A 21381-nucleotide genomic window follows, 5' to 3' on the forward strand; every position below is an offset into this window, starting at 1 on the left:
CACTAGGATGGCGTTATGAGCGAGGCGGAGAACGAGAACCAGGGCCCGGTGATGGCCGGAGCGCAAACCGAGGACGGCAAGTTCCTGATCGTCGGCCCGGACGGTATGGCCGTCGAGGGTCCGCCGCGCCAGGACGAGGACGACTCCGAAGAGCCACGCTCCGTGACCGAACTGGTCGAGCAGCCGGCCAAGGTGATGCGGATCGGCAACATGATCCGGCAGCTGCTGGAAGAGGTGAAGTCGGCACCGCTCGACGAGGCCTCGCGCCAGCGGCTGAAGTCGATCCACGCCGCCTCGATCAAGGAGCTCGAGTCCGGCCTCGCGCCAGAGCTCGTCGAGGAGCTCGACCGTCTCAGCCTGCCGTTCACCGAAGACGGCACGCCCACCGACGCCGAGCTGCGGATCGCGCAGGCCCAGCTGGTCGGCTGGCTGGAAGGGCTGTTCCACGGCATCCAGACGGCCTTGTTCGCCCAGCAGATGGCGGCTCGCCAGCAGCTCGAGTCGATGCGCCGCGCGCTACCGCCGGGCGTGCTGCCGACGCATGAGGACGGCCAGCAGCCGTTCCCCGGTCAAACCGGGCCGCAGCAGCCGGGCCAGACCGATGGCCCTGGCAGCAGCGGCATGTATTTGTAAAGAAGACGTCAAGCAGAGAAGAGTTTTTCGAGTACGACGGCCACTCCGTCGTCGTCATTCGAGGGACAGACGACGTCCACCCGGTCGAGCACGGCCTGGTGGGCGTTCGCCACGCCGTACGACGTACCGGCCCAGGCGAGCATCGGCAGATCGTTGAGGGAATCGCCGAACGCGATGCACTCGGCGGCCGAAATCCCTTGTTCCGCGGCGAAATCGGCCAGCATCGACGCCTTCGAAACCCCGGTCGCGGAGATCTCCACCAGCGAGGTCCCGCCGGAATGGCTCGCGGTGACGCGACCGCCGGTGAGTTTCTCCACCTCGACCAGGAGCTCGTCGGAGTGCCAGCTCGGATGGCGGACGAGCAGTTTGGCCATCGGCTCAGCTAACAGCTCGGTCAGGTCCGCGATCAAGGTGTTGTCCGGAATAGGCCATCGGTTGTAGTACTGCGGCTCCTGCCCGTATAAGTCCGCCCGCTCGATCGCGAACTGGACGTCGGGAATCCCGGCCCGGATCGCCTGGGCGACATCGAGTGCGACGGTCGGATCGATAAGCCTGGTTCGCAAAACGGCCCGCTTCTGTACGTCGTACAGAAGGGCGCCGTTGGCAACGATCGCGACGCCGTGCGCGCCGACGAGGTCCGCGAGGTCGTGCATCCAGCGCGGCGGCCGGGCGGTCACCATGACGAAGATGGCGCCTGCCTCTTGTGCCGCCAGCACCGCCGCCTTCGTCCGTGGAGCGACGGACTGGTCGCTCCGGACCAGCGTGCCGTCCAGATCGGAGGCGACCAGGCGGGGTCTACGAACTGCTGCGATGTCAGGCACACGCTCACCGTATCTGGACGTCCTGCAGCAACCTGCAACCAGGACTAAATACCTTGACAAGTAAGGCTTTTGGGTGTCCAGATATCGGTTTCTACGCCTAATTGTTGAGTTTTGAACAACGTCACCAGACCGTTACGGCAGGATGCTGCAAAGGCAACAAGTTCCCATGCGCCGAGTGGTTTGGCCGTGATTTCATGCGTTGGCCAGCGCGGAACCAGCGCGGTATCGACCGCGTCGTACCAGCTGTTCTGGATCGGAAGATCTGGTGCGGACCCGCAAGCAATAAACACCGTCGGGAAACGATCTGGATTTCTGTGCAACCAAACTGCATCGACTGACGTCAACAGAAATGGATCGCTGTGTCCCCGGAGGGGGGACGACAGGATGGGTCGGCAACAGGTCGTCGATCCATCAGCCAGTGGACCTGGTGCTCGGGCTCATTCACCGTCCGTTCACACAAGTCCAGGAACTTGGGGAGCAACGATGACTGTCAACAGCACCAACCTAGCCGGGCAGGGGAGCAGGGACTCCCATGCAGCTGTCGACACATCTTCCGTTATGGAAGGGGCCATGACCGCCTGCAGTGCACGCGCCGATATTTTCCAGCACCGCCTGATGGAGGAACCACCTCCCGCATCGGCGGCCCGCCGGACCCGTGAGCGTTACGAACAGCTCGTCCGCGAAGCCAAGACGCTTTGCGCATCCTGCCCGCTGCTCACGGACTGCCTGTACAACGCCGTCGCCGAGCACGACATCAGCGGCTTCGTGGCCGGCACCACCGCCGCGCAACGTCGTTCGATGCGCAACCTGCTCGATGTCGAAGTGCAGGCCGACGACTTCGACCAGTTGGCCGGTGCGCGTGGCACCCGCCGCCCGGTCAGCCACGAGGAAGTGCTGCGACTCCGCGCGCAGTACCCGAACGACAGCCTGGAATCGCTGGCCATGCGGCTCGGTTGCTCGCTGTCCACCGTCAAGCGCCATCTGCGCCGCGCCCGTCGCGGTCAGAGCCCGGCCAGCAAGGCGCCGCGGCGCCGGCCGGAGGTCGCCGCCGTTCTCGACGCCTTCGACGCAGTTGTCGACCAGCCCCGCCAGCCGGCCGCCAGCAGCACCCGCGTCGCCTAGAACGCCTTAGAAATAACGATTCAGGATGGCGGCCGCGCCGTCATCCTGAATCGATTTGGTGGTCTCATCGGCCGCCTGCTTGACCTCGTCGGGAGCGGAGCCCATCGCGACTCCGAGCCCGGCGAACTGCAGCATCTCGATGTCGTTGCGGCCATCGCCCATCGCGAGCAGGTCACCGGCCTCCAGGCCGAGCTCGGCCAGCGCCACCTTCAGGCCGACACTCTTGTCGACCCCCTCGGGCGCGATGTCCAGCCAGGCAGTCCAGCCGACGGCGTAACTGACGCCATGTAGACCGAGCCGCTCGGCCAGTTGAACGAAGTCCGCCTCGGACTGCTCCGGGTCGCGGATGATCAAGCGGGTCACGGGTTCCGGCGCGAGCTGTTCGTCGTTCACCACCCGGATCTCGCCACCGAGGTCGCCGTGCGGGAAATGCCCGGTCACGCGATAACCGGCCGTCCGCTCTTCCACCGCCATCAGCGCGGTGGGGGCATGCTGCCGGACCGACGCGATCACCCTGGTGGGGTCGAAGGTCCGCTCGTCCAGCAACTCGCCCGACGGATAACGCAACGTGCGGGCACCGTTGCTACAGACAACAAACCCCTCGGTGAGGCCGAGCTCGAGCGCCACCGTTTCGGTCATGTGCCAGGACCGGCCGGTGGCCAGGATGATCGGCACCTGCCGCGCGGTCCGGGTGACGGCATCACGCAGCGTGTCGGTGATCCGCTCGTTGAAGTCCATCAGGGTGCCGTCGATATCGAGGGCGACGGCTTTGGGCCGCCAGCCTGCCGCGGGTCCGGAATCGGGTGGGATCGGGCTGTCAGCGGCATCGGTCACACGTCGAGCCTATCGGGCGTGTCAGCCTGTGGAAGCGACTTCGAGATGATGGGCTGGTAACAGCCTGCGGTCTCAATGACCCGGCGACCGATCGAGGGGATCGATGAACAACCACAGACCCACGCATCTCGGCCGGGTGTTCTCGGTCGCTACGGGCCTGTTGCCGTTCACCCTCCTCACCCTGCTGGTCTTCCTCGAATGGCCGCCGCTGCGCCGCTGGGACCTGTCGATCGCCGCCTGGGCGTACGACCTGGGCATCGCGCATCCGAGCTGGGTCGATTACTGGCAGGTGCTCGGCGCGATCGTGCTGCCGTGGACGTCACGCGCTGTGGTCATCATCGTCGCGGCCTACCTGTGGCGGCACCGCGCGCGGGCCCTGACGATCTGGCTGCTGATCTCCGTCGGCGCCGAGCTCGGGCTGGTCCAGGCGGTCAAGCACATCTTCGGCCGCGAGCGCCCGGTACCGCACCTGGTCGAGATCGACAGCCTGTCCTATGTGTCCGGTCATGCGGCCGCGGCCTTCGTGATGGCCGGCGCCCTCGGCGTCGTACTGCCGTCCGTTCGTGGCTGGCGGCGCCGGTTCCGGCTACTCGTGCTGTTGCCGGCCGTCGCCGTGGTCCTGCTCGCCTCCGCGGACAGGATCCTGCTCAACGTCCACTACCTGTCTGACGTGCTCGGTGGCTGGGCGCTGGGGCTGGCGATCCTGACCACCACCTCGGTAGCGTTCGGGCTTCGGCCACGTCCGAGGAGGCGACGACGCAAGGTGACGGATGAGGAGAGTACGGAGGACGCCCCGCGCGCGGCCGTGATCGTGAATCCGATCAAGGTCGGCGACCGGCTGGCCTTCCAGCGGCTGGTGCGGAAGGCGCTGGAGGTCCGCGGTTTCGCTGATCCGGTCTGGCTCGAGACCACGGAGGACGACGCGGGCCACGCGATGGCCAAGCGCGCGGTCGAGGAAGAGGTCGACTTGGTGCTGGTCGCGGGTGGCGACGGTACGGTCCGGGTGGTCTGCGCGTACATGGGCCGCACGGGTATTCCGGTCGGCGTGATCCCGGCCGGTACCGGAAATCTGCTGGCCCGCAACCTCGGCATCCCGCTCGACCTGGACGAGGCGCTGGAGGCCGTCCTGGACGGGCGGGACCGGCGGATCGACCTCGTCGAGGTGTTCGGCGACGGGCTGGACACCACCCGGTTCGCGGTGATGGCCGGGCTCGGGCTGGATGCCGCGATCATCTCGGACGCACCGCCCCAGCTGAAGAAGCAGCTCGGCTGGACGGCGTACCTCGTCTCGGCCGCGAAGAACATCAACCACCCGTCCGTGCGGGTCCGGATCACGCTCGACGACCGGCCGCCGATCGAGCGCCGCGTCCGGACCGTGGTGGTCGGTAACGTCGGCATGCTGCAGGCCAACATCCCGCTGCTGCCGGACGCACGTCCCGACGACGGCCTGATCGACGTGGTGCTGATCGCTCCGCGCCGGGTGACGCAGTGGCCCCGGCTGATTCTGCGGGTGGTCGCCCGGCAGAAGAAGAGCGACCTCTACCTGGAGCGATTCACCGCGGAGCACGTCGAGATCGTCGCCGCGGTCGACGTACAGCGGCAGCTCGACGGCGACGGCATCGGCCCGGGCCGCAACATCACCGCCCAGGTGGAGCCGGGTGTGCTGATCGTGCGAGTGCCTAAGTAGTAGCCGGTTGGACCTTGAGGCGGAGCTGCTCGATCGCCTCGGCCTCCTCCGGCGACAGCTTGGACTCGCTGACGAATTCGCGTACGTCCTTGGCGTACGACCGGGCGTCGCTGCGGCCGTTGATCGAGGTGAGGACCACGCCGTTGCCGAGGTCGTCCAGCAGGGCCGTCGACCAGGACAGGCGACCGCCCACGTCCCCGAAGGCGTCGTACCGGACGACGGCCAGGTGGCGCAGGGCGTGCCCGAGCTCGCCGCGGAGGGCGTCCACCTCCTTGTGCAGCTGGCGCAGGTCGTCCTTGACGGTGAGCGGTTTGGCCGCCCTCTCCGGTTCGGTGAGCGCGGCCGCGCCGGGCTTGACGTGCGTGCCCGGGGTTTGCCGATGGGTCGCTTGCGGCAGCTGTTCGGCCGGTTTGTGCCGGGCCGGTACGGCGGTGGGATTGCGCAGTGCCTTCAGGGCCTGGATCGCGAAGACCAGGGCCAAGGTGGCGACGAGCAGGGCGATGAGGCCGATCAAGCCGGCAAGAGTCGGGGACAACGTCAGATCCGTCCGTCGCGGAGCCGGCCTAGCCAGCGCTCGGCATCAAGGAAATCAACATCACTACGGTGTACGTCGCTGGGGCTCTGCTTGTCCCGGGGGTACGAGCCTAGGAATCGCATATCCACTCCAAGCCGTCGCAGGCCCATGAGAGCCTCACCGAGCCTTGCGTCCGCCACGTGTCCCTCAACGTCGAACGAGAACCAGTAGCGGCCTAGAGCCTGTCCTGTTGGCCGCGAGTCCAGCCGGGTGACGTCCACCCCGCGGAGCGCGAACTCGTCCAGGATGGCCCTGAGAGCTCCCGGCCGTCCCTGTACGCCGAAGACGACAAGCGTGCTCTTGTCGTCTCCTGTCGGCGGCAGCGGTACGCCGGGCCGGGAGACCAGGATGAACCTGGTGCCGTTCGGTCCGAGCACCTCCCGCGTGATGACGACAGCGTCGCCATACGAGAGGGCGTCCAACGTGGCCGGGTCTGAGCCGCCGTCGACCGTCTCGATCAGCAGCAGCGCCCCATCCGCCTCGCCAGTCCGTACGGCGTCCAGAGCGGCTCGGGCAGTCGGCTGAGCCTGCAAGTCGGCAGAGCGGGCGGCCGGCAACGTACGCAGGACAGCCTCGATCGACGATCCATGCGGACCAGGAAAGGCATAGCGGGCTGGCGGAACTCCGGGCACGTCGGCCAGCTTAGGGGCTACCGGCGTCGGTGCGGACGTATCTAGGCGGATCACTGCTTCTACTCGCCTCCCTTTCTCGTGAATCTCGGACGCCGCGTAGATTCACGACGTGACACATGACCAGGAACTCCAACCGGGCGTGCACGACCTCGGTTACGCGAAACTCGATACTGACCGGCTGTCACGGACAGGTGACGCCGAAGTCGTGTACGGCGCCGGCAAGACGCCGGAGCAGATCGTCGAGCTGCTGCGGACCCTCCACGAGGTCCACCCGGACGCCCCCGTACTGGCCACCCGTCTCTCCCCCGAGGCGCAGGCCGCCGTCCTCACGGCCCTCCCCGGCGCCGTGGTCGACCCGGTCGGCCGCACCGCCGTACTGGGCGAGCTGCCGACTCCGCGTGGCACTGTCGCGGTGATCTCCGCCGGTACGTCGGACGCGCCCGTCGCGGCCGAGGCGGCCACCACCGCGCGGGTCTTCGGTGCCGGCGTCGACCTGGTGACGGACGTCGGGGTCTCGGGCCTGCATCGGGTGATGGGCGTGCGCCATCGGCTCGACGCGGCCGACTGCCTGGTGGTCGCGGCCGGGATGGAAGGCGCCTTGCCGAGTGTGGTGGGCGGGCTGGTCGGCGTGCCGCTGGTGGCCGTGCCGACCTCGGTGGGTTACGGCGCCTCGTTCGGTGGGGTGGCGGCGTTGCTCGCCATGCTGAACTCGTGCGCGCCGGGCGTGACGGTGGTCAACATCGACAACGGCTTCGGCGCCGGCGTCTTCGCGGCCCGGGTGGCCCGTCGCGCCGAGCCGCGCGTGTCCGGTGGTGATCAGTGAGGATCGCGTGGATCGACTGCGCGGCCGGGGCCTCGGGGGACATGCTGCTCGGGGCCTTCCTCGACGCCGGCGCCGATTTGGCCGCGGTGAACGCTGCCGTGGCCGCGGTGGATCCGAGCTTGAGCGTTTCGATTGACCGGGTCAGTCGGCATCAGATCACCGCGACCAAGGCCACTGTGCGGGTCGACGGCGCCGCTCATCCGGAAGGGCCCGCGGAGTTCGTCGACTCTGGGGAACACGGCCATGGTCATGGGCACGGACACGGGCATGACGAGGCCGAGCACGCGCACGCGCCGACGCGGCGGTGGGCGGAAGTGCAGGCGCTGATCGAGGCGGCCGGGCTGGAACCGGCCGTACGGGATCGCGCCCTGGACACCTTCGGGCGGTTGGCGCGGGCGGAGGCGACGGCCCACGGGGTCACGCCGGATGAGGTGCACTTCCACGAGGTCGGTGCGCTCGACGCGATCGCGGACATCGTCGGAGTCGCTGCCGCCGCTGTTTCGCTAGGCCTCGGGCGGATCGTCGTGTCGACCATCTCGCTCGGCGGTGGGCGCCAGGTCCGCGGTCAACATGGCGGCATTCCCGTGCCCGGTCCCGCCGTACTCGCCGTGCTCGCGGAGGCAGGCGCACCGGTCACCGGCGGCGCGGCGCCGTACGAGATGACCACGCCGACGGGGGCCGCGTTGCTCGGCACGCTGGCCGACGACTTCGGGGCGATCCCGCCGATGCGGATCGAGCGTACGGGCGTCGGCGCGGGCGGCCGCGATCCGGTCGAGGTGCCGAACGTGGTCCGCGTGGTGCTCGGTGAGACGGCCGACCAGCCCGCGTACGACTTGGTCTACGAGACGAATGTGGACGACCTGGATCCGCGAATCTGGCCGCAGGTGCTGGCCAAACTGCTCGAGGCGGGCGCGTCCGACGCCTGGTTGACGCCGATCCTGATGAAGAAGGGCCGGCCCGCGCACACCTTGTCGGTGCTGGTCACCGGCGCGCGGGCGAACGCCGTACGGCGGGTGATCCTGGCCGAGACGTCGGCGATCGGGATGCGCGAGTCGACCGTCACCAAGCACGCGGCCGATCGCGCCTTCAGCAGCGTCGACGTGGACGGGCAGAAGGTCAGCGTGAAGATCGCAAGCTACGGCGGGGACGTGGTCAACGTGCAGCCCGAGTACGAGGACGTGGTGACGGCTGCTGCCGCTTTAGGCCGTCCGGTCAAGGTAGTGATGGCTCAAGCCGTTGCAGCCGCTCAGGACCTCTGGGCTAACTAACGACCGGAGTAGGCCGGGGCGAAGAAGACCAGCAGGGCAAGGTCTTCGGTGATGTCTACGAAGCGGTGGAACTCCTCTGCCGCCACGAAGAGCACATCCCCCGGCCCAACCGGCGTACGACCCTTGTCGGTCTCCAGCTGGCCCCGGCCGGCGGTGACCACGTAGATCTCGTCCTCGCGGTGGGGCTGCTGGTCGTCCACACCACCCGCCGGGATCGAGTACGTCCCGACAGAGAGCGCCTCGCGGCGCAGGTGCTCGACGAAGTGGTTCGGCTCGTCTTGCGGTGCCGTGTACTGGCCCGCCGCTTCAAGACGCATCTACGGTCTTCTCTCGCTTGGGCCAGTCGTACGGCCACCACTGGGCGTTGCGCTTCCGGGCCCAGATGATCAACGCGATCAGCAGGCTCAACTCGACGATCGGGCTGATCGTGTCCCGCAGGCGGGCGCTGAACCACTCCAGCGACCCGGACAGCTCGCCGACGAGTTGCCGGGCCCGGGGATCGCGGCCGGGCACGTACGCGATGGCCAGAGACGCCGTACGGACGATCATCAGCTGGTCCAGCCGGGAGGCGGCCAGGCAGGCCAGCGCGACCCAGGCGGTCAGGTCGTACCAGGGCAGGGTGTACATCGACGTGAGCAGCCAGGCGATCGCGTAGATGGCCGTGTAGCGGATCGCGTCGGGAGTGGTGTCCTCCTCGTGGGCCTTCGGCACGATCGACTTCGGGAAGACCTGCGAGATCAGGATGGCCACGAAGATCAGGCCGACCCAGGACGCGATACCGATGATCGTCCGGACCAGCACGCCCGGCAGGAACAAGTCGAAGAAGCTGAAGATCGCCTTGTGCGGCGTGCCGGTCGAGATGAACGAGCCCTGCGATCGCGCCTGCTGGAAAGCCTCCAGGCCGACGAACGAGTACAACCCGATCATGGTCAGACCGGCGCCGAGGCAGAGCAGCAGCATCTTGCGGTGATTGGCCCGCAGCGACCAGAGCATCGCGACACCGATGAGCCCGATCGACAGCTTGGTACAACCCGCGATACCGAGCATGACGCCCGCGAGGAAGATGTGCCGGCGGAGCAGCACCAGGGCCATCAGGGCGAACATCACCGCGATCGACTCGTTGTGCGCACCGGCCAGGACGGTCCAGATCAGCAACGGGTTGGCCAGGCCGAGCAGCAGCACCCGGCGGCGGCGTTCGAGATCCGGGCCGATCAGCTTGAGCATCAGCAGACCGCCGACGACGAGGCCGATCGCGACCGAGATCTGCAGCATCCACACGGTCAGGTGGACCGAGTCGCCGCCGATCTCGGACGACAGCCACTGGATCCAGGTGGCGATCGGGCCGTAGATGCTCTTCGCGCCCTGCCAAGGCCGTTCGGTCGCGATGATGACCGGGTCGTAGCCGAGCCGCATGATGTCGGCCGGCGTGGTCTGGTACGGATTGCCGCCGGTCGAGATGATCCGCCCGTACGCCGCGTAGATCAGCACATCGCCCGACGCCATCGGCGGCACCAACGTGACGGCGGCAGTGCTGCCGATACCGAGCGCGATCAGCCGGTCGATCCGCGGCGCCCAGCCGTTCTTCAACGCCCGCACGGCAAGCCACACGCCGTATCCCGCGATGATCAGCGCGACGTAGATCAGACCGCTGACCAGCCAGTCGTTAGGGCTCTCGCCGAACCAGTACGGCGGGAGCCAGTCGTGCCGGTTAGTGAGCGTCAGTACGACGACAGAGGGGCCGAGAAGTCCTGTAGCCACGATCAAGGCCGTCGCGATCAGGTAGCAGGCAATAGCCCGTCGCCCGTCACGTCTGGCCCTTGCGCGTTTGGGGGAGGTGGTGACCTCTGCACTCATCGGAGCACCTTCAGCGGCGGTAAGGCCCTCCGCGCGGCCAAGGCTCGCCGTACGTGCAGGAACTGCTTCCCCCGGTGCAACTGTCCCTTGAGGTCTGTCCCGGTCGCACGATGCCGTACGTCGATGGGGACCTCCACGATGCGGAAGCCCTTCCGGCCGAGGTCGATGCTCAGAGCCGTCTCGACCCCGAAACCACTGGCCAACGGAACGGCCGCCAGGAACGCCTTCCGCGTCAGGCAGCGCTGTCCGGAAAGCGGCTGCGCAGCGGTCCAACCGGTGGCCTGCTCGATCCCGGCCCGGGCCAGCCGCACGACGATCCCATGTCCGCCGACCTTGCTGCCATCGGGACGGACCTGCGCGGGCAACGTGCCGATGGCCATATCCGCCTCGCCCGAACGCACGGGCTCGACCAAGGGCTCGGCGCCGACGGCGGTATCCCCGAGGTCGGCGTCCAGGAACAGCAGGAGCCTCGGCACGTCTCCGTCATGCTCGATGACCGTGCCCGCGCCGGTTTCCATCGCGGCGGCCTTGCCCCGGTTGGTCTCGTGGCGGACCACGACGGCACCCGCCTCGGCGGCGATTCCAGCGGTGTCGTCCGACGAGCCGTCGTCCACCACGACGACCAGGTCGACGCCGTTGATCCGCCGGGCGGACGCGACCGTCGCGGCGATCCGCTCCGCCTCATCCTTGGCCGGGATCACGCAGGCGACCGCCGCGGCTGATTCCCGAGACTCCGAGGGCTGGTCAGAGGGGCGTGATTCGGTACCGGACACAGCAACGCAGCCTAGTTGTTCACCGGCCGATCACCCTCTTTTCGCGCCCCGAATACCGATTACGGTCCTTTCGTTCCCCCGTTTTCCTCCTTTCGAACGACATCCCTGCCTCAGGCTGTTCCGGCTTCGGGTTGGCTGAGCCAGGCGTCGTCTGGAGTGGACGCAACACCGCACCCGGTACGTCCTTTCTGTCGCGAGTGGTCGACAGCGGATCCGGCCCGTGTATATTGTCGGACAATCAGACAGAAGGTGGGCGCTAGGGCGGCGGTGGGGAAATGCCGCGTTGAGCCCGTTGGGGCGTTGGGTGCCGTAGCTTGGTTGGGTTGGGTCTAGGAGAGGAACGGGCCGTGGGTCGGACTTTTGGGGTCGACAGCGAGGTGGGACCGCTTCGTACGGTGGTGCTGCATCGGCCGGGCAACGAGTTGCGGCGGTTGACTCCCCGGAACAACGACAAGCTGCTGTTCGACGGGATTCCGTGGGTCGGGCGGGCGCAGGACGAGCACGACGCGTTCGCGCAGACGCTTCGCGATCGGGACGTCGAGGTGCTGTACCTGGGCCAGTTGCTCACCGAGGCGCTAGGCGATCCGGATGCTCGCGCGCAGGCCGTCGACGACACCACCGAGGACCTTCGCCTAGGCGACACCCTCCGGGAGTACTTGCGCCAGCACCTCCGTTCGCTAGACCCAGCCGAATTGGCCGAGACCCTAATGGCCGGCGTGCGGAACGACGAGGTACATGCGGGTGGACTCGTCACATCCCTGCTTGCGCACGAGGATTTCCTGATCGATCCACTGCCGAACCTGTTGTTCACCAGGGACTCGAGCGTTTGGATCGGCAGTTCGGTCGCCGTCACTTCACTGGCGATGCCGGCCCGCGCTCGCGAGACCCAGCTGACCGAGCTGATCTACACGTTCCACCCGCGCTTCAAGGGCGTCGAGCGGATCTACGACCACAAACTCGAGCACGTCGAGGGTGGCGACGTCCTCGCGCTCGGTCCGGGTGTGCTCGCGGTGGGAGTTGGCGAGCGTACGACGCCCGCTGGCGTTGAGCGGTTGGCCAGGCGGGTGTTCGCCAAAGACCTCGCGCACACCGTGCTCGCCGTACCGATCGCACAACAGCGAGCCACCATGCACCTCGACACCGTCTGCACGATGGTGGACGTCGATGCCGTGCTGATGTACCCGAACATGGCCGAGGAGATGCGCGCGCTGGCGGTCACGGCCGACGGCGAGCAGTTGCATGTCGCCGAGCCCGAGCCGTTCCTGGTGGCTGCCGCGAAGGCGCTCGGGATCGATACGTTGCGGCGGATCGACACCGGGCTCGACCCGGTCACGGCCGAGCGCGAGCAGTGGGATGACGGCAACAACACCTTGGCGCTGGCGCCGCGCGTGTGCATCGCGTACGAGCGGACCGTCGAGACGAACGCGCGCCTCGAGGAGGCCGGTATCGAGGTGATCCGGATCGCCGGTTCGGAGCTCGGCTCGGGTCGTGGCGGCCCTCGCTGCATGTCCTGCCCGGTGTCCCGCGAACCGCTGCACTGACCGCGGCCCATCCCTGAGCAGTCAACAGAGCAGATCGAAAGGCGCTCAAGGAAAGCCCAGGACTGACCACTTGAGCAGAAGCGGACTAACCGGTTCAGGAAAATGACACTCCGGAGCCGGAGGGACTTGTTGCGAGCGGCCGAGTTGAGTACTGTACGTGTCTAGGCCCAGGCCCTGTTGCTCCCCCGTCAGCAGGACTTGGGCCGTCCACGTAGACCAAGGGCCCGCGCTCCCAAGCGCGGGCCCTTCGTCATGCTCAAGGCGAAAACGCCTTACCGGATGGTCAGCTGCCGGTTCGCCAGGCCGGCCCGAGCCGCCCGCTCCTCGGCGGTGAGCGCGGTTTTGGCCGCGAGCGCCTTCTCCAGCGCCGCAGCGAACTCCGCCGCCGGCTTCTCCACATCAGCGGCCGTCAACGAAGCCGGCAGCTCCCAGACCGGCGCGAGCAGACCCAGCGCCCGGAACGACCCGATCAGACGCGTGCCGTCACCCAGCGTGGACGAACCGGCCGCGTGCAGCCGGGCCAGCGCGTCGAGCAGTACGTCCTCGCTGTGCGGCATCACCCAGCGCAGGTAGTAGCGATCGCCGATCTGCGTCCAGTACGCCGCGTCGACGCTCTCGAGCCGAACCGTCGGGGCCGCGGCGGCGTTCGCGCGCTCGAGCCCGGCGGCGACCTCACCGGTCGGGTCCTCCACGTTCTCGCCGACCCAGAAGTCGAACCCGTCGTGCACGGTGATCTCGATCGGCTTCTTCACGTCGATCAGGTCCTGCAAGCGCGGCCCGGCCTTGAGCAGGTCCGGCGTCTGCACCGGGTTGCCCGGCTCGGTCGCCAGGGCGGCGGTCAGCACGTGGCCGAGGTCGCGGCTGGGGTCACCGGTCGAGTGGTGCACCTGCATCCCGATCCAGATCGAGCCGTCGTCGCGGACCAGCCCGGGCATGGCCATCGGCAGCAAGGTGCAGAGGGTGACCTGGCGGTCGGCGTGCTCACCGGTCAGCGTGACCTTGGCGGTGGCGGCCGGGACGACCTCGCGGAAGGCGATCAGGTCGCATTCCGACGGCAGCCCTTCGAACGGCCGGACGACAAAAACGTCCGCCGCCTGGGCCTGCTCCTTGCCATGGCACTGCTTGAAGCGCTTGCCCGAGCCACACGGGCAGGGCTCCCGGGGCCCGACATCGGCGAGGTCGGCCGGGTCGAGCGTGACGGTCGAGGTTTTAACGCGCTGGCGCGACTTCTTTCCCATCCCCGCAGTCTTGCAGCTAGACCACCGTTAACAACAAACGGCCGACGGTCGTCAGTGCGGAAGGACGGCGAAAACGGTGCGGCTGCCGTCGCGCTGGCGGACACCCCAGCTGGACGTCAGCACGGTCACGATGGCCAGGCCGCGGCCGCCGAGGGCTTCGGGGTCGGCGCCGGTGATGTGCTGCGGCTCGGATTCGCCACAGCCGTCGGTCACCTCGATGTGGATACCGCGCGGATCGATCCACCAGCTCACCCGCAGATCACCCGAGGACAGCGGCGGCGCGTACCGAATGGCGTTGGACAGCAGCTCGGACAGCACCAGACGCGCATCATCGCGGCGATCGACCGGCACCTCGTAGCGGCGCAGGTAATCGTTCAGTCCACGGCGTGCGTCCGAGACCGCCGAGACGTCGTGCGGCAGCACGACCTCGACCGACCTGACGTCGGCAGGCAGAGCGACGGAGGACACGCAGGGTTCTCCTCTTCGAGGCAGGGACTTCGGGATGGCTCCGGTAGCACTTCTTCCCACGATGGGGCATGCGAAAACGTTTGACTGACATTCTGTGATGATTTCTGCCGACAATGCGCTGATTTAACAGAACCTTTAGACAGATGCCCAGATAATTGAGCGCTCGAATTACGCTGCGCATTCGTTTCGTGACAACTTTGCAGCGTGAAAACGCTTACGCCGGTGACGCAGGCTCAGGTCCAGCAGGCGGAACGACGAGCTAGTGAGGTACGCCGTTGAGCGCGCGGACGGTCTGGACCGCCATCTCCGGACGGTCGCTGATGATCGCGTCAACACCGATTTCATGACAATGCCGTACGTCTTCGGGGGTATTCACCGTCCAGACGTGCACCTGGTGCCCGTGACCGTGCGCGCGGGCGACGTACTCGGGGTGCGAGACGACCAGCTCCAGGCTCGGCCCGGCATGCGAGACACCGGTCGGCAGCGAGCCGTCGCGAAACCGCAGCGGGATGCGTTCCATCAGCAGGACGGTGCGCAGGCTCGGCGCCATCGTGCGCATCCGGCGCAACGACAGCCAGGAGAAACTCATCACCCGGGCCGGTGATTCCGAACCGAGTTTCGGATGCGCCCAGCCGAAACGGTCCAGCGTCTCGATCAGTTTGCGCTCGACCAGACCGGCATACCGGGTCGGGTGCTTGGTCTCGATCGCCAGCTCGATCGGGCGGCCGCTGTCGCGCACCATCGCGAGCAGCCGGTCCAGCGTGAGCACCCGGGACATGTCGGGGTCGGGCAGCTCGGCCTCGTCATCGAGCTCGGCCCAGGGGTGCTTCCACGAGCCCCAGTCGAACTCGTTCAGTTCGTCCAGGTTCATCGTGGAGAGCACGCCCTTGCCGTTCGACGTGCGCTCGATCCGGCGATCGTGCACGCAGACCAGGTGGCCGTCGGCCGTCAGCCGGATGTCACATTCCAGTGCGTCCGCGCCCAACTCGACCGCTTTGCGGTACGCGGCCAGCGTGTGCTCAGGACTGATCTCACTGGCGCCTCGGTGAGCAACAACGCTCGGGCGAATACCCATGGCATAACTCTGGCATGACGGCGGCCCCCAGTGCCCTCCGGCCCGATCCTCGACACGCCGGGCAAAACCTGGGGGCCGTCATAACTTCAGGCCGAGGCCTCCTCTAAAGCGGTCGTACGGCCGGCTGGCCGCGGGAGGCCGTAGTGGTCGCGCAAGGTCGTGCCCTCGTACGACGTCCGGAAGAGCCCGCGCCGCTGCAGGATCGGCACCACGTGATCCACAAAGGCGCTCAGCCCCGACGGCAAGACGGCAGGCATGATGTTGAACCCGTCCGCGGCGCCCGCGTCGTACCACTCCTGGATCGCGTCGGCCACCTGCTCCGGCGTACCGCTGAACGTCCGATGACCGCGTCCACCGCCGAGCCTGCCGATCAGCTGCCGCACGGTGAGGTTCTCCCGGCGCGCAAGCGTGACGATCAGCGTGTACCGGCTCTTCGCCCCCTCGATCTCGTCCTCGTCCGGCAGATCCGCCGGCAGGGGTCGATCCAGCGGCAGGTCCTCCGGTTTCACCCGCAGGGTCTTGGCCAGCTGCGCCCGGGCGTACTCGGGCTTGATCAGCTCATCCAGCTCCCGCTCCAACCGCAACGCCTCCGCCTCGGTGACACCGATGACCGGCACGATCCCGGGCAAGATCTTCAACCCGGCCGGATCCCGTCCCACTGCCGCCGTACGGCGCTTGAGGTCGGCGTAGAACTCCTGGGCATCCGCCAACGTCTGTTGCGCCGTGAAGACCGCCTCCGCGTACCGAGCGGCCAGCCCCTTCCCGTCCTCGGACGACCCGGCCTGCACGATCAACGGATGCCCCTGCGGCGAACGCGGCACGTTCAACGGCCCGCGGACCTGGAAATGCCTTCCCACGTGGTCGATCGGCTGGACCTTCGCGTTATCGCCCCAAACCCCCTCGGCCTTGTCGGCAAGCGTCGCGTTGTCCGCCCAGCTGTCCCACAATTTGCGGGCCACGTCGAGGAATTCGGCCGCCCGGTCGTACCGCTCGGCATGCGCGGGCTGATCCGCCAGGTTGAAGTTCTTCGCCGCCTCGGGCCCGGCCGTGGTGACGACGTTCCACCCGGCACGACCGCCGCTGACGTGGTCGACGCTCGCGAACCGCCTCGCGAGGTTATAGGGATCGTTGTACGTCGTTGAGGCCGTCGCGATCAGCCCGATATGCGTCGTCGCGGCCGCGATCGCGGTGAGCAGGACGGTCGGCTCGAGCGATCCCGACGGACGCCTGCCGACGTCGTTCCAGAGCACCGGCGAATCCGCGAAGAAGATCGAGTCGAGTTTGCCGCGTTCGGCGATGCGGGCCAATTCGCGATAGTGCTCGATATCGGTATTCGCGACCGGATTGCTCTCGGCCAACCGCCACGAGGCCTCGTGATGCCCGGTGCTCATCAGGAATGCGTTCAAATGCAAGGTCATACCGTCACTCCCAAAGCCTCAAGCAGGCGATTGCGGTCTCCATCCGACTCCTCGGCAACGACGCGGCCTTCGTCCAGCACGATCACCCGGTCGGCGAGCGCGATCGCCTCGTCGACGTCGTGGGTGACCAGGAGGACCGCGGGCCGATGCGCCTCGCAAAGGCGGCGCAACAACACGTGCATCTTGAGCCGGGTCAACGCGTCCAGCGCGCCGAACGGCTCATCGGCCAGCAGCAATTCCGGCTCCCGGACCAACGACCTGGCCAACGCCACTCGTTGCTGTTCGCCACCAGACAACTCGTTCGGCCACGCATCCTCGCGCCCGGCCAGACCGACCTCGGCCAGGCTGTCGCGCCCACGCTGCGAGGCATCCGCGGAGCGAAGGCCGAGCGTGACGTTGCTCAGCACCCGCTCCCAAGGCAGCAACCGAGAGTCCTGGAAGACGACCGAAACGTTGCCCGGGACATCGATCACGCCCGTGCCCTCGACCTCGTGATCGAGCCCGGCTAATGCCCGCAGCAAAGTGGATTTGCCCGAGCCGCTCTTACCGATCAGCGCGACGAACTCGCCCGGCGCGATGCGCAGATCAATCCCGTCCAGCACCACGCGGTCGCCGTACCGTCGTACCAGATTGCCGACCTCAACAGTCGCCGTCAGTCCGCCAGTGTGCGTCGCCATGACAATGCCCTCCTCTGGATCAACCGGACGGTACCGTCGGACAGCAGTCCGAGAATTCCGTACAAGACCAGGCCGACGATGATCACGTCGGTCTGCCCGTACGTGCGGGCCAGTTCCATCATGTAGCCGATACCGCTGGTGGCGTTGATCTGCTCGACCACCACGAGCGACAACCAGGCGCCGGTGACGGCAAACCTCAAGCCCAGCAGGAATCCCGGCAACGCGCCCGGCAACACGACCTTGCGGATGAACTCGGTCCGGCTCAGGCCGACCGTCTGCGCGAGTTCGACGTACCGGCTGTCGATGGCCCGCAAACCGTTGTGGGTATGGAGATAGATCGGGACGAAGACGCCGAGGGTGATCGTGGTGATCTTCATCGTTTCGCCGATACCGAGCCAAAGGATCAGCAGCGGCAGCAACGCGAGCGCGGGAATGGCTCGCTTGATCTGGATCGGTCCATCGAGCAGCGCCTCGCCCCAACGGCTCAGCCCGGACGCCAGCGCGAGCACCGTGCCGAGGATGATGCCGAGGCCGAGACCAACGACCGCGCGCTGAGTCGAGGTGAGCAGGTTGGACTGCAACCGGCCGTCCGCGATCAGCTCACCGGTGGTGGTGACTACCGTCCACGGCGCCGACAGAATTCGCGGATCGAGCAGCCCTGTCGCGGAACCGATGGTCCACAACCCCAATAAAACAAGGGGTCCTAGAAAGCTTCCAAAGCGAATCGGCTTCCCCGGCCCGAGCCGCTTCCGCCGACGGACCGCAGGTTGGATGGCAGCCACCGGACGTCGAACGTCGACCAACGTCGTCGCGCTCATTTCCCGGCCGCCTTGATCGCGTCGGCGGCGACGGTCTGGAAGCGAAGGTCGTACAAGTCGGTTGCCGGGATCACCTTATTGCCGGTCTCAGGCGCGAGCAGTTCGATCGTCTCCTGGTGCCGTTTGATCGCGCCACTCCAGTCCGGCGTGATGTCCGGATGACCGGCATTGTCGACGAGCCACTGGCCATCCTCGGCAGACAAGCCCTGGTCCTTCACGTAATACCCCTCGATCCACTCCTTCGGGTGCTTGTCGATCCACTCCTGGGCGACACCCCAAGCGGCGACGTACTCCCGGATCGCGGCCGCCTTGGCCGGATCCTCGAGCGAGGACTGCAGTACGTAGAGGTGGCCCGGGTCGTCGCGCAGGCCGTGCCGGATGGTGGTCGCGCCGTCCTTGCCGTATTTGCCGAGATACCGCTTGATCGAGACGCCGCCGATCGGCGCGACCTCGACCTGCTTGGCGGCCAGGGCGTTCGGGTAGATGTCACCCGTGCTCGGCAGTTCGATCAGCTTGACGTCGTCCTTGGTCAGCCCGGCCTTCTTCAGCACCTTGAGCACCAACGCGCCCTGCGCCTGACCGGGGCTGTAGGCGATCGTCTTGCCCTTCAGGTCCGCCAGCGTCTTCACGTGGACACCGGGCGCGATGCCGAGTTCGTAGATCGGGTGGTTGATCGGGTCCTGCCGGAACTTCGAGGCGACGATCTTCACCTTCAAGCCGGTCCAGGTCGCGTGGATCGGGGGGATCTCGGCCACCGAACCGACGTCCAGCGCCTTGGCCCGGAACGCCTCGGTGGTCTGCGGTCCACCGCTGAGGTTCGCGAATTCGATCTTCGCGGTGAACTTGTCGAGTTGCCCGGACAGTTGCAGCGCGACGCGAGTGGCGGGATCGCCGACGACGATCTTGGTGCCGGCCGGTACGACGCTCGGCAGCGGTGCGTCCGGCGCGAGGTTACCGGCCGCGTCCGCGTCGCTACCACAACCGGCCAGAACCGGCGTGAAGGCGAGAGCGGCAGCCAGAATTATCCTTGTACGCAAGGGAGTTCTCCTTCAGGAAGGACGGTCGGTGGTGGCGTACCGGCCGTCGTGGTAGAGCAGCGGATCGTGCTCGCGCCGTTCGGTATGCGTGGCCAGCCGAGCCACGATGATGTGGTGATCGCCGACGCCGAAGCGGTGTTCGACGTGTCCCAGCAGAAAGCTCGGGGCGTCGTCCAGGGCCGGTTCGCCCGAGTCCAGCCGGGACCAGCGGGTCGGTTCGGCGAAGCGGTCGATCCCGCTGGTGGCGAACCGCCCGGCCAGTTCGGTCTGGCCCGCGTCGAGAAAGTTGATCACCAGGCTGTTCGCGGCGTGCACGGTCGGCCAGCTCGACGCCGTTGTCGAGATCGCGAACGAGACCAGCGGGGGCAGCAGGCTCACCGAGACGAGCGAGGTGGCGGTGAATCCGACCGGCCCGTGCCCGGCGTCGGCGGTGATGACGACGACTCCGGCGGCGTGCCGGCGGAAGACGTTGCGATAGACGTCGGCGTCCACCGGGCGTTCGGTGGGTTCAGCCGGTACGACGGACAGCGCGTGCGTCGTACCGGGTGTGTGGGTGTGTTTGCGGGCTTGTTTGCGAGCGGAACGGGCGGACGTGATGGCCTGAATGGACATGACGGATCTCCCTCGGGGTCGTCCACGGAGCGAGGTGGGCAGGGCTGATCGGCGGCGTACCCGGGCTAGGGGTGCCGCTTGGAGAAAGGCAGAGAGGTGGTGCCGGTGATCAGCGACAGAGGGCGCTGGCGATCCGCATCTGGTCGATGTTGCGACGACGGGTCAGCCAGGACGTGACGAGCCGCGGCAGCACCTGGCTGCGGTCCTTGCTCGTCCCTGTCATGTCAACGACTCTCTCATCAATGTCGACTCGATAACTAGACAATCTCGCGATCCGGGACGGCTGCTCTGCTTTTGGACTCACACGCCAGGCGTTGCGTGCGTTCTACTGACGTGATGCCAACTCCGAACGCGCTGCCACCGTTCCAGGCGCTGATCGACGCGCACTGGCGGGACGTGGCGCGCCTAGCCCGCGCACTGGCCGGGCCCGTCGACGGTGACGACGTGGCCCAGCGAGCCTGGGAGAAGGCCCTCAACGCCTACCCCGGCCTCACCTCCGCGAAGAACCTGCGGAGCTGGCTGCTGACCATCACCGCCCGATGCGCGACTGACCTGCACAGATCCCGACGGCCACAGTCGCCGTTGGACGACGACTTCCCGTTGACCGTCGCCGGCCCGGACGTGACGGACTGGCCGGACCCGGATCTCTGGAAGGCCGTCGGCGCGCTACCCGAACGGCAACGGGTGGCGGTCACGCTGAAGTACGTCGCCGATCTCGATCACAAGGCGGTGGCCGCCGCCCTCGACACCACCCCGGCCGCGTCCCGACGACTCGTCAGCGACGCGCTCGCCACCCTTCGCAAGGAACTGGACCAATGACCGAACTCGAGAACCGACTGCAGACAGGCCCGGCGTACGGCGCCCCGCCGGTGCTCCCCGACTCCGACGTCTCCTACGCGCTGCACGACACCCCGATCGGCACGATGCTGCTGGCCATCGCCCATGGCCGCGTAGTGGCGAGCTCCTTCGGGGACGAGGAGACGATGACCAACCGGTTGGCCCGGTCGATCTCACCGCGCGTACTGCGCAAACCTTCAGCTGTTGACGATGTCCGCCGGCAGCTGGACGAATACCTCGCGGGACGGCGGAAGGCGTTCGACCTGGACGTCGACCTGGCGCTGGCAACCCCGTTCCAGCGGTTGGTGCTCGGCGACCTCCCGACGTACACCTCGTTCGGCCACACCACGACGTACGGCGAGCTGGCCCGCGAGCTGCACCGCCCCAAGGCCGCCCGGGCCATCGGTACGGCGCTGGGCGCGAACCCGGTCTGCGTACTGCTGCCCTGCCACCGGGTGGTCGGCGCGAGTGGCGCGCTGACCGGATACGCGGGTGGATTGGAAGCAAAAGCCTTTCTTCTGAACCTCGAACGGCAATAGATTCAATGCTGGTCGAATTGTTTCTGCTGCGTGTTTCCGCTGAGACGGGATTGCAACACGCCAAGTCCTGACCTGGACGTCTCGCTGGTTACGGTGAAAT

General features: G+C 67.3%; 24 protein-coding genes. 8 read left to right on the plus strand and 16 right to left on the minus strand.

Annotated elements, in window-relative coordinates; genetic code table 11:
* Window positions 1-15: 15 nt before the first annotated feature.
* A complete protein-coding gene (locus OG394_RS24995; RefSeq protein WP_328989490.1) occupies window positions 16-633 on the plus strand; it encodes a bacterial proteasome activator family protein in 618 nt (205 codons plus the stop codon).
* Window positions 634-641: 8 nt separating this feature from the next.
* Here OG394_RS24995 and OG394_RS25000 read toward each other — a convergent pair whose 3' ends face one another.
* Window positions 642-1454: an HAD family hydrolase gene (locus OG394_RS25000; protein WP_328989491.1), complete on the minus strand. Its 813-nt coding sequence runs from the start codon at window positions 1452-1454 to the stop codon at window positions 642-644.
* Window positions 1455-1498: 44 nt separating this feature from the next.
* A complete protein-coding gene (locus tag OG394_RS25005; RefSeq protein WP_328989492.1) occupies window positions 1499-1798 on the minus strand; it encodes a hypothetical protein in 300 nt (99 codons plus the stop codon).
* A 226-nt stretch (window positions 1799-2024) separates the two neighbouring features.
* Here OG394_RS25005 and OG394_RS25010 point away from each other — a divergent pair, with 226 nt between their 5' ends.
* Complete coding sequence (locus OG394_RS25010) at window positions 2025-2576, plus strand: WhiB family transcriptional regulator (protein WP_328989493.1); 552 nt, start codon at window positions 2025-2027, stop codon at window positions 2574-2576.
* 6 nt (window positions 2577-2582) lie between these two features.
* On the opposite strand, the gene OG394_RS25015 is transcribed toward OG394_RS25010, so the two are convergent.
* Complete coding sequence (locus OG394_RS25015; RefSeq protein ID WP_328989494.1) at window positions 2583-3410, minus strand: HAD family hydrolase; 828 nt, start codon at window positions 3408-3410, stop codon at window positions 2583-2585.
* 103 nt (window positions 3411-3513) lie between these two features.
* On the opposite strand from OG394_RS25015, the gene OG394_RS25020 reads away from it, so the two are divergent.
* Complete coding sequence (locus tag OG394_RS25020) at window positions 3514-5097, plus strand: diacylglycerol kinase family protein (protein WP_328989495.1); 1584 nt, start codon at window positions 3514-3516, stop codon at window positions 5095-5097.
* Here the strand turns inward: OG394_RS25020 and OG394_RS25025 are convergent.
* Together OG394_RS25025 and OG394_RS25030 are read right to left on the minus strand one after the other, a co-directional pair.
* Complete coding sequence (locus OG394_RS25025) at window positions 5090-5632, minus strand: DUF4446 family protein (RefSeq protein ID WP_328989496.1); 543 nt, start codon at window positions 5630-5632, stop codon at window positions 5090-5092. The genes OG394_RS25020 and OG394_RS25025 overlap by 8 nt on opposite strands.
* A 2-nt stretch (window positions 5633-5634) precedes the next feature.
* Window positions 5635-6303 (minus strand): prephenate dehydratase, encoded by a 669-nt coding sequence (locus tag OG394_RS25030; protein WP_328989497.1) that lies wholly within the window; start codon window positions 6301-6303, stop codon window positions 5635-5637.
* A 109-nt stretch (window positions 6304-6412) separates the two neighbouring features.
* Here OG394_RS25030 and larB point away from each other — a divergent pair, with 109 nt between their 5' ends.
* Together larB and larC are read left to right on the plus strand one after the other, a co-directional pair.
* Window positions 6413-7126, plus strand: a complete 714-nt coding sequence (gene larB, locus OG394_RS25035) for a nickel pincer cofactor biosynthesis protein LarB (RefSeq protein ID WP_328989499.1) — start codon at window positions 6413-6415, stop codon at window positions 7124-7126.
* Window positions 7123-8394 (plus strand): nickel pincer cofactor biosynthesis protein LarC, encoded by a 1272-nt coding sequence (gene larC / locus OG394_RS25040; RefSeq protein ID WP_328989500.1) that lies wholly within the window; start codon window positions 7123-7125, stop codon window positions 8392-8394. Before larB ends, larC begins: the two co-directional genes overlap by 4 nt.
* Here larC and OG394_RS25045 read toward each other — a convergent pair.
* From OG394_RS25045 to OG394_RS25055, 3 genes are read right to left on the minus strand one after another with little or no spacing between them, the layout of a single operon-like run.
* Window positions 8391-8711 (minus strand): cupin domain-containing protein, encoded by a 321-nt coding sequence (locus OG394_RS25045; protein WP_328989501.1) that lies wholly within the window; start codon window positions 8709-8711, stop codon window positions 8391-8393. The two genes, larC and OG394_RS25045, sit on opposite strands and share 4 nt — an antisense overlap.
* Window positions 8701-10248, minus strand: a complete 1548-nt coding sequence (gene mptB, locus OG394_RS25050; RefSeq protein WP_328989502.1) for a polyprenol phosphomannose-dependent alpha 1,6 mannosyltransferase MptB — start codon at window positions 10246-10248, stop codon at window positions 8701-8703. The genes OG394_RS25045 and mptB overlap by 11 nt, the downstream gene beginning before the upstream one ends.
* Window positions 10245-10949, minus strand: coding sequence for a glycosyltransferase family 2 protein (locus tag OG394_RS25055; RefSeq protein WP_328989503.1), 705 nt, complete (start codon window positions 10947-10949; stop codon window positions 10245-10247). The genes mptB and OG394_RS25055 overlap by 4 nt, the downstream gene beginning before the upstream one ends.
* Window positions 10950-11368: 419 nt before the next feature.
* Here OG394_RS25055 and OG394_RS25060 point away from each other — a divergent pair, with 419 nt between their 5' ends.
* On the plus strand, window positions 11369-12562 hold the full coding sequence (locus OG394_RS25060; RefSeq protein ID WP_328989504.1) for an arginine deiminase: 1194 nt from the start codon (window positions 11369-11371) through the stop codon (window positions 12560-12562).
* Between the two features lie 272 nt (window positions 12563-12834).
* Here the strand turns inward: OG394_RS25060 and OG394_RS25065 are convergent, their stop codons facing one another.
* From OG394_RS25065 to OG394_RS25100, 8 genes are all read right to left on the minus strand, one after another.
* Window positions 12835-13800 (minus strand): DUF5926 family protein, encoded by a 966-nt coding sequence (locus tag OG394_RS25065; protein ID WP_328989505.1) that lies wholly within the window; start codon window positions 13798-13800, stop codon window positions 12835-12837.
* A gap of 51 nt (window positions 13801-13851) precedes the next feature.
* Window positions 13852-14268, minus strand: coding sequence for an ATP-binding protein (locus OG394_RS25070; RefSeq protein WP_328989506.1), 417 nt, complete (start codon window positions 14266-14268; stop codon window positions 13852-13854).
* 259 nt (window positions 14269-14527) lie between these two features.
* Entirely contained in the window at window positions 14528-15343 is an 816-nt protein-coding gene (locus tag OG394_RS25075) for a glycerophosphodiester phosphodiesterase (protein WP_328989507.1), read from the minus strand.
* Between the two features lie 86 nt (window positions 15344-15429).
* On the minus strand, window positions 15430-16761 hold the full coding sequence (locus OG394_RS25080; protein ID WP_328989508.1) for an LLM class flavin-dependent oxidoreductase: 1332 nt from the start codon (window positions 16759-16761) through the stop codon (window positions 15430-15432).
* Window positions 16758-17438, minus strand: a complete 681-nt coding sequence (locus tag OG394_RS25085) for an ABC transporter ATP-binding protein (RefSeq protein WP_328989509.1) — start codon at window positions 17436-17438, stop codon at window positions 16758-16760. Before OG394_RS25085 ends, OG394_RS25080 begins: the two co-directional genes overlap by 4 nt.
* Window positions 17414-18127 carry an ABC transporter permease gene (locus OG394_RS25090; protein ID WP_328989510.1) on the minus strand — a complete coding sequence of 238 codons (714 nt, stop codon included), beginning with the start codon at window positions 18125-18127 and terminating at the stop codon, window positions 17414-17416. Before OG394_RS25090 ends, OG394_RS25085 begins: the two co-directional genes overlap by 25 nt.
* 125 nt (window positions 18128-18252) lie before the next feature.
* Window positions 18253-19293, minus strand: coding sequence for an ABC transporter substrate-binding protein (locus OG394_RS25095; protein WP_328989511.1), 1041 nt, complete (start codon window positions 19291-19293; stop codon window positions 18253-18255).
* Window positions 19294-19305: 12 nt separating this feature from the next.
* The gene (locus OG394_RS25100; protein ID WP_328989512.1) at window positions 19306-19905 is read right to left on the minus strand and encodes a flavin reductase family protein; all 600 of its coding nucleotides are present in this window, start codon (window positions 19903-19905) and stop codon (window positions 19306-19308) included.
* A 336-nt stretch (window positions 19906-20241) separates the two neighbouring features.
* On the opposite strand from OG394_RS25100, the gene OG394_RS25105 reads away from it, so the two are divergent.
* Together OG394_RS25105 and OG394_RS25110 are read left to right on the plus strand one after the other, a co-directional pair.
* Window positions 20242-20724, plus strand: coding sequence for an RNA polymerase sigma factor (locus OG394_RS25105; protein WP_328989513.1), 483 nt, complete (start codon window positions 20242-20244; stop codon window positions 20722-20724).
* Complete coding sequence (locus OG394_RS25110) at window positions 20721-21281, plus strand: methylated-DNA--[protein]-cysteine S-methyltransferase (RefSeq protein WP_328989514.1); 561 nt, start codon at window positions 20721-20723, stop codon at window positions 21279-21281. Before OG394_RS25105 ends, OG394_RS25110 begins: the two co-directional genes overlap by 4 nt.
* The last annotated feature ends 100 nt before the right edge of the window (window positions 21282-21381 follow it).

The sequence above is a fragment of the Kribbella sp. NBC_01245 genome (assembly GCF_036226525.1).
In the GTDB taxonomy this organism is placed as follows: domain Bacteria; phylum Actinomycetota; class Actinomycetes; order Propionibacteriales; family Kribbellaceae; genus Kribbella.

Coding starts and splice junctions, on each gene's coding strand:
- OG394_RS25105 (WP_328989513.1), top strand. CDS start 20,242: ATGCCAACTCCGAACGCGCTGCCACCGTTCCAGGCGCTGATCGACGCG.
- OG394_RS25085 (WP_328989509.1), bottom strand. CDS start 17,438: ATGGCGACGCACACTGGCGGACTGACGGCGACTGTTGAGGTCGGCAAT.
- OG394_RS25010 (WP_328989493.1), top strand. CDS start 2,025: ATGACCGCCTGCAGTGCACGCGCCGATATTTTCCAGCACCGCCTGATG.
- OG394_RS25020 (WP_328989495.1), top strand. CDS start 3,514: ATGAACAACCACAGACCCACGCATCTCGGCCGGGTGTTCTCGGTCGCT.
- OG394_RS25080 (WP_328989508.1), bottom strand. CDS start 16,761: ATGACCTTGCATTTGAACGCATTCCTGATGAGCACCGGGCATCACGAG.
- OG394_RS25075 (WP_328989507.1), bottom strand. CDS start 15,343: ATGGGTATTCGCCCGAGCGTTGTTGCTCACCGAGGCGCCAGTGAGATC.
- OG394_RS25100 (WP_328989512.1), bottom strand. CDS start 19,905: ATGTCCATTCAGGCCATCACGTCCGCCCGTTCCGCTCGCAAACAAGCC.
- OG394_RS25045 (WP_328989501.1), bottom strand. CDS start 8,711: ATGCGTCTTGAAGCGGCGGGCCAGTACACGGCACCGCAAGACGAGCCG.
- OG394_RS25065 (WP_328989505.1), bottom strand. CDS start 13,800: ATGGGAAAGAAGTCGCGCCAGCGCGTTAAAACCTCGACCGTCACGCTC.
- OG394_RS25110 (WP_328989514.1), top strand. CDS start 20,721: ATGACCGAACTCGAGAACCGACTGCAGACAGGCCCGGCGTACGGCGCC.
- mptB (WP_328989502.1), bottom strand. CDS start 10,248: ATGAGTGCAGAGGTCACCACCTCCCCCAAACGCGCAAGGGCCAGACGT.
- OG394_RS24995 (WP_328989490.1), top strand. CDS start 16: ATGAGCGAGGCGGAGAACGAGAACCAGGGCCCGGTGATGGCCGGAGCG.